Annotated in this window: 11 protein-coding genes, 1 riboswitch and 1 other annotated feature; of the genes, 3 read left to right on the forward strand and 8 right to left on the reverse strand. The window is 43.7% G+C overall.

Annotation, left to right across the window (positions count from 1 at the left end; translation table 11 throughout):
• Nucleotides 1-28 precede the first annotated feature (28 nt).
• From hisH to ACED60_RS08385, 6 genes are all read right to left on the reverse strand, one after another.
• On the reverse strand, nucleotides 29-643 hold the full coding sequence (gene hisH, locus ACED60_RS08360; RefSeq protein ID WP_371727308.1) for an imidazole glycerol phosphate synthase subunit HisH: 615 nt from the start codon (nucleotides 641-643) through the stop codon (nucleotides 29-31).
• Nucleotides 644-667: 24 nt separating this feature from the next.
• Nucleotides 668-1,756, reverse strand: a complete 1,089-nt coding sequence (gene hisB / locus ACED60_RS08365) for a bifunctional histidinol-phosphatase/imidazoleglycerol-phosphate dehydratase HisB (RefSeq protein ID WP_065679885.1) — start codon at nucleotides 1,754-1,756, stop codon at nucleotides 668-670.
• A gap of 130 nt (nucleotides 1,757-1,886) precedes the next feature.
• Entirely contained in the window at nucleotides 1,887-2,927 is a 1,041-nt protein-coding gene (gene hisC / locus ACED60_RS08370; protein WP_017098158.1) for a histidinol-phosphate transaminase, read from the reverse strand.
• Nucleotides 2,928-2,936: 9 nt separating this feature from the next.
• A complete protein-coding gene (gene hisD, locus ACED60_RS08375; RefSeq protein ID WP_135381590.1) occupies nucleotides 2,937-4,256 on the reverse strand; it encodes a histidinol dehydrogenase in 1,320 nt (439 codons plus the stop codon).
• The gene (gene hisG, locus ACED60_RS08380; protein WP_029223133.1) at nucleotides 4,256-5,152 is read right to left on the reverse strand and encodes an ATP phosphoribosyltransferase; all 897 of its coding nucleotides are present in this window, start codon (nucleotides 5,150-5,152) and stop codon (nucleotides 4,256-4,258) included. Before hisG ends, hisD begins: the two co-directional genes overlap by 1 nt.
• A gap of 52 nt (nucleotides 5,153-5,204) precedes the next feature.
• Nucleotides 5,205-5,340: a sequence feature (His leader region), on the reverse strand.
• Nucleotides 5,341-5,529: 189 nt separating this feature from the next.
• On the reverse strand, nucleotides 5,530-7,122 hold the full coding sequence (locus ACED60_RS08385) for a Na+/H+ antiporter NhaC family protein (protein ID WP_029223134.1): 1,593 nt from the start codon (nucleotides 7,120-7,122) through the stop codon (nucleotides 5,530-5,532).
• Between the two features lie 112 nt (nucleotides 7,123-7,234).
• Nucleotides 7,235-7,412, reverse strand: a riboswitch (Lysine riboswitch).
• A gap of 378 nt (nucleotides 7,413-7,790) precedes the next feature.
• Here ACED60_RS08385 and ACED60_RS08390 point away from each other — a divergent pair.
• Nucleotides 7,791-8,201: an H-NS family nucleoid-associated regulatory protein gene (locus ACED60_RS08390; RefSeq protein ID WP_012604381.1), complete on the forward strand. Its 411-nt coding sequence runs from the start codon at nucleotides 7,791-7,793 to the stop codon at nucleotides 8,199-8,201.
• A 167-nt stretch (nucleotides 8,202-8,368) separates the two neighbouring features.
• On the opposite strand, the gene ACED60_RS08395 is transcribed toward ACED60_RS08390, so the two are convergent.
• The gene (locus tag ACED60_RS08395; RefSeq protein WP_009848810.1) at nucleotides 8,369-9,673 is read right to left on the reverse strand and encodes an inosine/guanosine kinase; all 1,305 of its coding nucleotides are present in this window, start codon (nucleotides 9,671-9,673) and stop codon (nucleotides 8,369-8,371) included.
• A 102-nt stretch (nucleotides 9,674-9,775) separates the two neighbouring features.
• Entirely contained in the window at nucleotides 9,776-10,045 is a 270-nt protein-coding gene (locus tag ACED60_RS08400) for a hypothetical protein (RefSeq protein WP_004734567.1), read from the reverse strand.
• Between the two features lie 203 nt (nucleotides 10,046-10,248).
• Between ACED60_RS08400 and mnmA the strand changes: the two genes are divergently transcribed.
• Together mnmA and hflD are read left to right on the forward strand one after the other, a co-directional pair.
• On the forward strand, nucleotides 10,249-11,385 hold the full coding sequence (mnmA, locus tag ACED60_RS08405) for a tRNA 2-thiouridine(34) synthase MnmA (protein WP_009848812.1): 1,137 nt from the start codon (nucleotides 10,249-10,251) through the stop codon (nucleotides 11,383-11,385).
• 46 nt (nucleotides 11,386-11,431) lie between these two features.
• Complete coding sequence (gene hflD / locus ACED60_RS08410) at nucleotides 11,432-12,049, forward strand: high frequency lysogenization protein HflD (RefSeq protein WP_371727309.1); 618 nt, start codon at nucleotides 11,432-11,434, stop codon at nucleotides 12,047-12,049.
• Nucleotides 12,050-12,115: the final 66 nt, after the last annotated feature.

Here is a 12,115-nt window from a genome sequence, read left to right on the forward strand (position 1 = left end):
AGCAACATTAGCCGCTGCCTAATCCTTATTACAATTCCAAGAAGTTCTGAATCAGCTTAGAACCAGCTTTCGAAGATCGCTCTGGGTGGAACTGAACACCATAATAATTGCCACTTTGAAGCGCTGCTGTGAATGGCTTACCGTAATCACATTGTGCGATGGTGTAGTCACCCACGGGCATTGCGAAGCTGTGAACAAAGTAGAAGTATTCGCCTTCTTCAATGTCTTTAAATAGAGGGTGGTTAGGTGTTGCCGTGACGGTGTTCCAACCCATGTGTGGTAACGGCAAGTCGCCCGTTTCAAGTAAACGAACTTCACCATCACACAAACCTAGGCATTCAACTAACTCGTCAGCCTTTTGGCCTTTCTCTTGAGACAGTTTGCCTAATAGCTGCATACCTAAACAGATACCTAGCAGAGGCTTCTCTACTTGCTTCACAAGGGCAACAAGGTCACGTTCTTGCAGGTTCTTCATTGCCTCACTTGCTGTACCTACACCGGGTAGGAATAGCTTATCGGCAGCAAGAACAACTTCTGGTTCTTTTGAAATTTCAACTGCGTAGCCTAGACGTTCAATCGCAAACTTCACCGAGGAAACATTGGCACAACCAGTATCAATAATAACGACTTTTTGATCTTTCATTGTTTTTCCTTGCTAACGTTAGCCTTACAGAACGCCTTTGCTGCTTGGTAACTCGTTACCTTCAACTTTGATTGCTTGGCGAAGAGTACGGCCAAACGCTTTGAATAGGCTCTCAATGATGTGGTGATCATTATTACCGTCAGAAGAAAGGTGTAGCGTACAAGCCAATGTATCGGTTAGAGAACGGAAGAAGTGAACCACCATCTCTGTTGAAAGATCACCCACTTGCTCGCGGCTGAATTTAGCATCGAACTTCAGGTATGGACGGCCAGAAAGGTCTAGCGCACACTGAGCCAAACACTCATCCATTGGCAGGCTGAAACCAAAGCGGCCAATACCACGTTTGTCGCCTAATGCATCTTTCAATGCTTGGCCTAAAGCAAGAGCGGTATCTTCTACTGTGTGGTGATCATCAATGTGTAGATCGCCCTTCACAGTCAGGTTCATTTGGAAACCGCCATGTGTCGCAATTTGATCAAGCATGTGATCGAAGAAGCCCATGCCTGTGTCGATCTTATTACCACCGGTTTCATCAAGGTTTACTGCCACCTTGATATCCGTTTCTTTAGTGGTACGAACCACTTCAGCAATGCGCGCATTAACCGTCAGATCTTTAACGATTTGTGGCCAGTTAAGCGTGCCTTCAGTTTGCGCATCTGGTCCGTATTGGATACCACGAATTGCCATGTTCTCAGCAAGTTGAAGATCCGTCATTCGATCGCCAATCACGACTGACTTTTGGAAGTCAACTTTACCGCCCTGTAGGTATTCTTTAACCATACCCAGCTTAGGCTTGCGGCAAGAGCAGTTGTCTTCATCAAAGTGAGGGCAGATTAGAACATCATCAAACTTAACGCCCTGAGACTCAAAGAACTCCATCATCATATTGTGTGGAGCATCGAACTCTTCTTGCGGGTAGCTATCTGTGCCTAGACCATCTTGGTTAGTCACCATCACTAAGCGATAACCTGCATCTTGCAGTGCAAGTAGGCTAGGGATCACTAACGGTTCGAATTTTAGTTTGTCTAAACGGTCTACTTGAAAGTCAACTGGCGGCTCAACAATTAAGGTGCCGTCACGGTCTATAAAAAGTATTTTCTGTTGTTTACTCACTTGAACTTCCTTTTAATTTTAAATCTGCTGGCCTAGCTAAAATCAACGCTAACCCAAAATATTGGTTTCACTTGCCAGCCTGCAATTAATCCACTAAAACTGGCAAATGTTATTACTGGTAAGCCTTTCGTTACTGATAAAAGTTACGAATGAATCCAAGTGTCTTTTCGCACTCTTCGCGATTACCAATACTAATACGAACACAGTCTTCAATTGGTGAATTACGCAAAATGATGCCCGTATCCCAAGCCGCTTTAAATAACTCATCGCCGTTCGGGAATTTAACCAGTAGGTAGTTACCCCAACCATCAAATACCGTCACTTGAGGCATGCCTAATAGACCTGCTTGTAAATACGCTCGGTTAGCACTTAAATCCAGAACTTGGAACTTAGCACGCGCTAGTCCTTGCTCTGAAAGTGCTTGAACGGCAATGTCAGCAACAGGGATTGGCACTGGATAAGGAGCAATCACCTTTAACAATACATCGATAAGCTCTTTGTTCGCTAGCGTAAAGCCACAACGTAAACCCGCCAAAGCAAATGCTTTCGAGAGAGTTCGAAGAATCGCTAGATTCGGATACTGAGCAAGCAAATCCACCGTTGATGCTTCAGGGCAGAAATCGATATACGCTTCATCCATCACCACAATCGCTTTGTCTTGTGTCATTTCAAGCAGTTTAACGATGTCTTTACGGTTAACTAAGTTACCGGTTGGGTTATTTGGACTACAAACAAACACCACTTTTACGTTGTCAAGTTGAGCTTCAATAGCAGGAAGATCCAATTGCCATTCAGAAGTCAGAGGCACCACTTTACGCTCAACACCAATCGTCTCTGCACTGATTGCGTACATACCGTAAGTGGGTGGGCAGTAAAGAATAGCGTCTTCGTTCGGCTCACAGAAAGCACGAATCAGTAGTTCAATGCCTTCGTCAGCACCACGAGTAGTCAACGTTTGCTCTGGTGCAACACCCGCATATTGAGCGTAAGCATCGATTAGCTCTTTAGGCTGACACTCGCTGTAGCGATTAAGTCGAGTCAGATTTAAGGTGTACTCGTTATCAAACGGAGATTCGTTGGCGTTCAACCATACATCTCCGCTGCCACCAATGCGTCTTGCAGACAAGTAAGGTGTTAGAGCCTGAACTTGTTTTCTTGCTAACTTTTCCATGCCCTACCCTTATTTCGCTTTATTTAGCTGTTCAAATCGATTTAATTTTTCAACTCGGATGGTCACCGCACGTTTGTGTGCGTCCAAACCTTCGGCTTCCGCCATTGTGACTACCGTTGGCGCTAGGCCTTGTAAGCCATCAGCTGTTAACTCTTGTACCGTCATACGCTTAGAGAAATCCGCCAAACCTAGGCTTGAATAAGTCTTGGTATAGCCGTAAGTCGGAAGAACGTGGTTTGTGCCTGATGCGTAGTCACCTGCAGATTCTGGAGACCAGTCACCCAAGAAGATTGAACCAGCATTGTCTAGTAACGGCAGTAATTCTCGTGGACTCTTGGTCTGAACAATCAAGTGCTCAGGACCATAGAAATTCGAAATCGCAATCGCTTGAGTGATCGATTCAGCAATGATGATTAGACTTGAAGCCAATGCTTGCTGAGCGATGTTCGCACGAGACAGCTCTTTCAATTGCTTCTGAACCGCATCGGTTACTTGGTCGGCAATAACTGGTGATGGTGTTACTAATACAACCTGTGAATCTGGCCCGTGTTCAGCTTGGCTCAGTAGATCAGCAGCAATGAAGTCAGCATCCGCAGTTTCGTCTGCAATCACTAACACTTCAGACGGGCCAGCAGGCATATCAATCGCAGCGCCACGGAAGTCGTTACTTACTTGGCGTTTAGCTTCCGTTACGTAAGCGTTACCTGGGCCGAAGATCTTATCAACCTTAGCCACGCTCTCGGTCCCGTAAGCCATGGCAGCAACGGCTTGACCACCACCAACATTGTAAACCTCATCGATTTTACAAAGATTAGCGACATACAAGATTTCATCAGCAATTGGCGGAGGTGAGCAAAGCACAACCTTACGGCAACCCGCAATTTGAGCAGGTACACCTAACATAAGAACCGTTGACGGAAGTGGCGCGCTGCCACCCGGAATATAAAGTCCAACAGTATTAATCGCGCGCGTCACCTGCTCACACATAACACCAGGCTGTGTTTCAACCTTAATTGGCTGTGGCTTTTGAGCTTCGTGAAACTTAGCAATGTTGCTGTAAGCTTGCTCCAACGCTTGCTTCATCTCTGGTGTTAGACGAGCACATGCCTCTTCGATCTCACCTGAACTAACTCGGATAGATTCTGGAGTCACGCCATCGAACTTTTCAGTCAGTTCCTTAAGTGCGGCATCGCCTTCATTTCGTACTTTTGCAATAACATCAGAAACAGTCGCTGTGATGTTTGCACCTTCAGTAATAGCTGGACGCTCTAATACCGAGTCTTGCTGTGATTCACTTAAAGATTGCCAAACAACGGTTCTCATCGTCACTACCCCATCATTTTTTCGATTGGTAATACTAGAATCGAGCTTGCACCCAACTCTTTCAGCTGTTCCATAGTTTCCCAGAACAAGTTCTCTGTACTTACGAGGTGAACTGCAACTTTGTCTTTGTCTGTTGATAGAGGAAGAACCGTAGGATCTTCAGCCCCAGGCAGTAGTGCTTTGATTTGCTCGAGCTGAGACGTTGGTGCGTGAAGCATGATGTACTTCGACTCTTTCGCTTGTTGAACACCCTGCATACGAGTCAGTAGTTTTTCAATCAATGCCGTTTTGTCTGCATCAAAATCACCAACACGTTGAATCAGTGTTGCTTTAGATTGGAAGATAGCCTCGGCTTCCTTTAGACCGTTTGCTTCTAGCGTTGCACCTGTAGAAACTAAATCTGCGATAGCGTCTGCTAGACCTGCGCGAGGGGCAACTTCAACTGAGCCAGTTAGCATACAAGCGCTGAATTCAACACCCTGCTCGTCCATGTAGGCTTTTAGTAGTTGTGGGTAAGTAGTCGCAATACGTTTGCCCGCTAGATCTTGTGGGCCGTTGTATTCTTCATCTTTGTTGATAGCGATAGAAAGGCGGCAACCACCAAAGTCTAAGCGACGTAGTGTACGAAACTCTGAAGGCTCCTTTAGAGCGACACGGTCTAGGCGAACTTCTTCTAGTTCATTCTCACCGATAAAACCAAGGTCAACCACACCATCCATGATAAGACCTGGGATGTCGTCATCACGAACGAGTAACAAGTCGATTGGCATATTTAGTGAATGAACAACTAAGCGCTCACCCATGATGTTAAATTTCACACCACATTTTTTAAGTAGGTCTTGGCACTCTTTACTTAAGCGACCTTTCTTTTGAATTGCGATTCTTAGGCGTTGTGTCTGCATTGCTATATCCCTGTGCAAATATTTGAATTTATTGATTATTTAAAGTGCTAAAACTAAAAAACCCTCGGAAGACTTTGTCGTCCCGAGGGTTTAAATCTAAATTCTTTGACTTAACCTCCGGGAGAATTCTTGCTCCCGGGTATACGTAAATCTCCCCGAAAGACTAGATAGGGTGATGATGGTGATGAATGTTCATTACTAATTTACGCATACTTATCAGCTCTTAGGTTGTTTGCTGTCTTGTCTCCACACTAACTAAGCTGACACCCTTTTTCAACCATTTATTCGAACTTTTTTCACGAAATTTAAAATTAAATTAACGAGCACAAAAAAAGGGAGGCAAACGCCTCCCTTCTCATTATTCAATCAAATGATGATTAGCTTTTACACGTTGCTATCTTGCAACGAGAGAAATAAGCCAATGCAAAACATACCGCAACAAACGTTAGAGACGCTGCGCCAAATGCAATGCCAGTTGATGATGTCATTCCTAGGGTGATAAAACCAATACACGATACGAACGCCACAGACAGCGCATAAGGGAGCTGAGTCGATACGTGGTCAATGTGGTTACAACGCGCACCTGTAGAAGACAGAATCGTTGTATCCGAGATTGGAGAACAGTGATCACCAAATACAGAACCCGCAAGAACCGCACTTAGCATAGGAAGAATTAGCGCGATGTCAGAGGCAGCAGCCATGTCGCCCGCAATCGGTAACATGATACCGAACGTACCCCAAGATGTACCTGTCGAGAACGCCATTAGGCCAGCAAGAAGGAACAAGATAACCGGTAGCCAGTGGTAATCGATGTTACCTGTTGCTAGAGAGGATAGGTACGAACCTGTTTTCATGTCGCCAATAACAGAACCAATCGTCCATGCAAATACAAGGATAAGGATAGCGCCAAACATTGAGCTTGCACCAATCCACATTGTTCTTGTGATATCAGCCATAGGCAGTTTCTGTTTGAATACCGTTGCTAGCGCAACGAGTAAACCAATAACACCACCGTAAACCAGAGACTTACCTACATCTGTATTTTCAAATGCACCAAGTAAGTTGAATGCTTGACCATCAGCAGTAAGCGCTTGGCCACCGGTGTAAAGCATTGCTGCAACCGTCGCGACGATTAACGCTACGATTGGCATAACGAGATCAGAAACAGAACCGTTTTCGCTCTCTTGAATATCTAGCTCTTCGTTTAGATCGTGCGCTTGCTTTTGATCATTATCACCTTCAAAACCACGGCCTTGAGAGGCTTCAATCTCATGCTCGCGCATTTTGCCAACATCTAAACCAAACCACGCAACAGCAAACACCATTAATAGTGCGAACACAGCGTAGAAGTTCATTGGGATAAGGCGAACGTAAGCACCCAGTGCAGAATACTCTGTCACACCGTGTGTCACTAAGATGCCACCAATGATAGTGATGATGTAAGCACCCCAGCTAGAAGCCGGCATGATCACACACATAGGAGCAGCAGTTGAATCTAGGATATAAGCTAGCTTAGCGCGAGATACGTAGAAGCGGTCAGTTACAGGGCGAGAGATGGCACCTACCGCTAAGCTGTTGAAGTAATCATCAACAAAGATGAATACGCCTAAGAAGGCAGCAAGTAGTTTTGAACCACGTTTGCTCTTAACACGAGACTGTGCCCACTCAGCGAATGCGCGAGTACCGCCAGACAGTGTTAATAATGCCGTTGTCATTCCAAGGATAATTAGGAAAGCAACGATGCTCATGTTCCAAGTGTTAATACCACCATCTTCGATGAAAACACCAGAGACTTTAGTAAAGACGTAACTAGCTGCGTTACCTACTGAGTAGTCAGCAAGTAGAATCGCACCCATGACGATACCGACACCCAAGGAAACTAATACACGACGGGTAACAATAGCAAGAGTCAAGGCAACCAAGGGAGGAAGCAGCGATAAAGGCGATGTTGCAAAATCTATTAAATTCATGATCTTCAAAAACCAGTTTTTTATTTGGCTAGAGATCTACTGCAGATAAACTTGATACGGCTTATCAAGCTCATGTTGAACTAAGCGAAAGGGAAGTGAACACTTCACCCAACCCTACAGTAGCGCTCCATAGTTTAAAATTAAGACTATGGCAGTGTTGTACCTATTGAGCACAACCCCAGCAAATTGCTTAGATATACAATTTACTTCGGCAATTACACCTTTCATTCCCGTTCATTGGCATCACCCCAACGAAAACTACTCTTTATAATTGCACCTCTACGTGCGGTAACATTATTAACCGTGTAAACCAGAGTTTAACAACAGATTAACCAAAGCACCGCATCAGGTAGCCGCAATTGTACCCATCAAGAGCAACAATGCAACATATCATTCCGAGAAAAATAAGCTTTTTGTTAATGAAGTAATCAATAGAAGAATAGTCAACTTTTACGGATTACTCCACTTAACACATATCAGATATCACCTGTTTTTTTTAAGATATTCTTAATAGTTATTATAAGTTCATTAGAAGTCTATCTTTTCATCTTAAAACACTCGTCTCATTTTCTTATTTAAATAACTAATAGAAGAAATACTATTTGTTTTATTCTTAGGCTCTGTTTATTATTAGGAGGATTATTTAGTTTACCTTGATGGGAAATATCATGTCTGAATTAACAAAAACTCTATTAAATATCCGTAGCCTTCGTGCGTTCTCACGTGAATTAACTCTTGAGCAACTTGAAGAAGCGCTAGACAAGCTGACTATTGTTGTACAAGAACGTCAAGAGTCTGAAGCTGAAGAACGCGCAGCAAAAGCAGAGCAAGAAGCTAAACTTTCTGCTATCGCAGAACAAATTGCAAAAGACGGAATCGATGTTGCCGATCTTATTGCTGCACTTTCTGGTGAAGCAAAATCTAAAACAACAAAATCTAAACGTGCTCCTCGCCCTGCGAAATACAAATACGTAGACGCGAATGGCGACGAGAAAACTTGGACAGGTCAAGGCCGTACGCCTTCAGCTATCCAAGAACAACTAGATGCTGGTAAATCTCTAGAAGAGTTTGCTCTTTAAGGCATCGAGTTTGCTAAGTGAATAATCAATAACCCACTAAGCAATAGAATTAATATTTAAGTCGACTAAAGTATTATTTACGGCTTCAATATATTCAGAAACAAAAAAGGCTCCTTTCGGAGCCTTTTTTATATTTCACTATTAGAAATATAAATCAAAAAAATGCCTTATCTTTCCCAGTACGCTTCTTCTAGACTATCTTCTCTTTCAGGAAGGCCTCGAGATAATCGTGGCGAGTGCTGAACTAATACTTCATAACTTGCGCGGTTTGAATATTTACAAACTTGTGAGAAAGAAGAATACGTCAAGAATGAATGCTGATGCTTACTTGAGTTAGGCACATTTTCTTTATGGTACTTATTAGCGGCCATATCATGTAATAGAGCAGACAACGCAGCATCACCGGCACCATTAGTATTCTTAATCTTTTCTGGGCCGCCCATGTAAGGTGCGATATGCGAATAGATTTTCGTTGGATTTTCACATAAATCTTTATGTGCGGGACGACTAAACTCATAACGGTTAAATTCAGCAATCGAGCCTGGTAACAACGGTAATGATGTTTCACGCTTCACTGCATCTTCTGTGTAACCCGCCATAAACAAGCCCACAGGGCCTGCTGTACATAGAACTAAGTCTACCCAATCTAGTGCTTTGTCTGAAGCAGCTAGAGGATCGCTTTCACCAGTTAATGCTTCAGCCTCGTCTTCGTTCATTGCAACAACGGTTACATGTTGTTCAAGGAAATCTTTCCAAAACTCTGGATCATCTTGAATAACGAATTTAGTACCAAGCGTTAAAACAACAGGTACATCGTATTTCTTCGCGTACTCAATAGCTTTCATTGTTGCTTCAGGCATAGGGTCACCTGGTTTACAACGAACTAAATACGCCGTTAATACTAAAGCAGAAGCACTTTTGAAAATTTTCTCAGGGATGCTTTCTGGTTTTAATTGGTTCATTTGTCCTTCGCTAATTGCGAAAGTACGTTCACCATCTTCTGTAATTAATGCAAAGCAGCGACCAATTGCGCCATCTACCCCTTGTAAATGGTTCAGATCCATTCTGCTTGATGTATTACATAAATAGCGGTAACCGTAGCTACCAATTTTAATATCTTGGCTCATTACACCTAACAGTGTTGAACGGTCATCCGCCAATACTGAGTAATTGTGTAATGTGTTACCGATCGTGCCACCTGCGTATTCATTAGTGATCAGGCACTGTTCTTTTAATTCTTGATACAAAGATTCAGCAGCTTCATCACCAATAACCAAAGAGTGTCCCTTACTTAAGCCATATTTCTCGATTAGCTCAGAACTCACCTTTGCTTCAATATCCACCAAAGTTTGGTCAATACCGATAATATGGGTACGTGACATTCTTTTGCTCGTTTGAGCTTGGCTTACTAAAGGGTCACGAGCGTGAACCGGAAAATAGTGCTTTGATTTACGTTGTCCAGGGAATTTCATAGGGCTAGTCTAAGTCAAGGGGAAATAGGTGGCGGATTCTACCGCGCTATATTTAACGCGGCAATCTTTCAAACTATAGCAAACGTTTGCTAGGCTATTTTTTTATTCGCCTTCCATAAAGCTAAGATCAGGCAGCATGCCCAAATGCTCGGCGTAACGTTTCTGATTAAACTCTGCGCCGTTTTTCATTACATCAAATACTTCAATTGCCAGTGCACATGCCATCGCTGCAATTGCCTCTTCACGAGGTGTACCTGTCATCATTAAACGCATTAGCGTCTCTTTAACTTTTACTGGTTGTCCATCTTCAAGTTGGTTCTCGATAATCTCGATCAACTGTTCTTCTTGCATAAACTCATTTTGTTCAGACATTTTTTATCTCAGCTCTTGGATTTTGAGCGACTATGCCACATATAGATCTGACATCCTAGCGAGTCTCCTCGCGTTCATGCGATTCTCTAACGAAGTCAGCGCATTATTTGTGCAAATGAAACTGTGATTCCGGTCTCGGATCTGTCACGGTGTTTCTCTTTCTGTTAGAATCTGCGACCAAGTAATAGTAACGGTGTTTAGACATGTCAGATATCAGCTCTGGAAACAGCGAAAAGAAAGTAATTGTCGGTATGTCCGGCGGTGTAGATTCGTCAGTATCGGCGTATCTTCTTCAGCAACAAGGCTATCAGGTAGAAGGCCTTTTCATGAAAAACTGGGAAGAAGACGATAACGAAGAATACTGCACGGCAGCTGAAGACCTTGCTGATGCTCAAGCGGTATGTGACAAGTTAGGTATCCACCTTCACACTATCAACTTTGCAGCAGAGTACTGGGATAATGTATTCGAGTACTTTCTGGAAGAATACAAAGCGGGTCGTACACCGAACCCAGATATCCTTTGTAACAAAGAAATCAAATTCAAAGCATTCTTAGAGTTTGCGGATGAAGTATTAGACGCAGACTACATCGCGATGGGTCACTATGTTCGTCGTACTTTCCCAACACAAGAAGAGCTAGACGCTGGTGCGAAGCCAGAAATGCTACGCGGCCTAGACGGCAATAAAGACCAAAGTTATTTCCTTTATACGCTAAGCTCAGATCAAGTGGCACGCAGCCTATTCCCTGTGGGTGAATTAGAGAAGCCAGAAGTACGACGTATTGCTGAAGAGCAAGACTTGATCACTGCGAAAAAGAAAGATTCAACAGGCATCTGCTTTATTGGTGAGCGCAAGTTCACTGAGTTCTTAGGCAAATACCTACCCGCTCAACCGGGAAACATCGAGACACCAGAAGGCCAAGTTATTGGGCAACACCAAGGCTTGATGTACCACACACTAGGCCAACGTAAAGGCCTGCATATCGGTGGCACCAAAGGTGGCGGCGGTAATGAAGAACCATGGTTTGTTGGTGAAAAAGATCTTAAACGTAATGTTCTGATCGCGGTACAAGGTAAAGACCACCCTCTTTTAAAATCAGAAGGTTTGATCGCTTCTCAGCTTCATTGGGTTAATCGCACACCAATTACTGAAGTTATGACGTGCACGGTAAAAACACGTTACCGTCAGACCGATATTCCTTGTACAATCATCCCAATTGATGATGAGAACATTAAGGTTATTTTTGACGAACCACAAATTGCGGTGACCCCAGGTCAATCAGCAGTGTTCTACCTAGACAACGTATGTCTTGGTGGTGGTATCATTGAAAAGCGCATCTAACCAATAATCGAACGACAAACAATAGAAGACAACTAGGAGTTACTACGTGGCTAATACACTTTATGACCGTACTATTGCTTTCGCTGGAATTTGCCAAGCTGTGGCTTTGGTTCAACAAGTAGCGAAAGACGGCCATTGTGATAAAGATGCCTTCGAAGCTTCACTCAGTGCCATTTTAAATACCAATCCAGCGAACACCGTGGGTGTCTTTGGACGTGAAGCGAACCTAAAGCTTGGCCTTGAGTGCTTAGTAAAAGGTATCGATAGTACTCCCGCTGGTAGCGATATTACTCGCTACATCATCAGCTTGATGGCACTTGAGCGTAAGCTATCTTCTCGTAACGACTCTATGTCTCAGCTTGGCGATCGTATTCAAACTGCAGAACGTCAAACTGAACACTTTGATCTGTTTGGCGAGCAAATGATCAGCAACCTAGCCAGTATCTACCTTGATGTTGTGAGCCCTATCGGCCCGCGTATTCAGGTTTCTGGTACGCCAGCTGTACTTCAACAGACGTCGAGCCAGCATAAGGTTCGTGCCCTGCTGTTATCAGGAATTCGAAGCGCTGTGTTATGGCGTCAAGTTGGCGGTAAACGTCGCCACCTTATCTTCGGTCGCAAGAAGATGATCGAGCAGGCTCAAATCCTGCTAGCTCGCATGTGATTTATTAGCTCGCGCCTCGTCGCGAGCTTGTTTTTTGTACCAACACAACTCTCACGCAAACGATTG

Source organism: Vibrio sp. 1F279, assembly GCF_041439815.1.
GTDB lineage: Bacteria > Pseudomonadota > Gammaproteobacteria > Enterobacterales > Vibrionaceae > Vibrio > Vibrio tasmaniensis_A.

Excerpts from the sequence above, each read along its gene's own strand:
- hisH (WP_371727308.1), bottom strand. The coding sequence starts at position 643 with ATGAAAGATCAAAAAGTCGTTATTATTGATACTGGTTGTGCCAATGTT.
- hisC (WP_017098158.1), bottom strand. The coding sequence starts at position 2,927 with ATGGAAAAGTTAGCAAGAAAACAAGTTCAGGCTCTAACACCTTACTTG.
- hisG (WP_029223133.1), bottom strand. The coding sequence starts at position 5,152 with ATGCAGACACAACGCCTAAGAATCGCAATTCAAAAGAAAGGTCGCTTA.
- ACED60_RS08385 (WP_029223134.1), bottom strand. The coding sequence starts at position 7,122 with ATGAATTTAATAGATTTTGCAACATCGCCTTTATCGCTGCTTCCTCCC.
- ACED60_RS08390 (WP_012604381.1), top strand. The coding sequence starts at position 7,791 with ATGTCTGAATTAACAAAAACTCTATTAAATATCCGTAGCCTTCGTGCG.
- ACED60_RS08395 (WP_009848810.1), bottom strand. The coding sequence starts at position 9,673 with ATGAAATTCCCTGGACAACGTAAATCAAAGCACTATTTTCCGGTTCAC.
- ACED60_RS08400 (WP_004734567.1), bottom strand. The coding sequence starts at position 10,045 with ATGTCTGAACAAAATGAGTTTATGCAAGAAGAACAGTTGATCGAGATT.
- mnmA (WP_009848812.1), top strand. The coding sequence starts at position 10,249 with ATGTCAGATATCAGCTCTGGAAACAGCGAAAAGAAAGTAATTGTCGGT.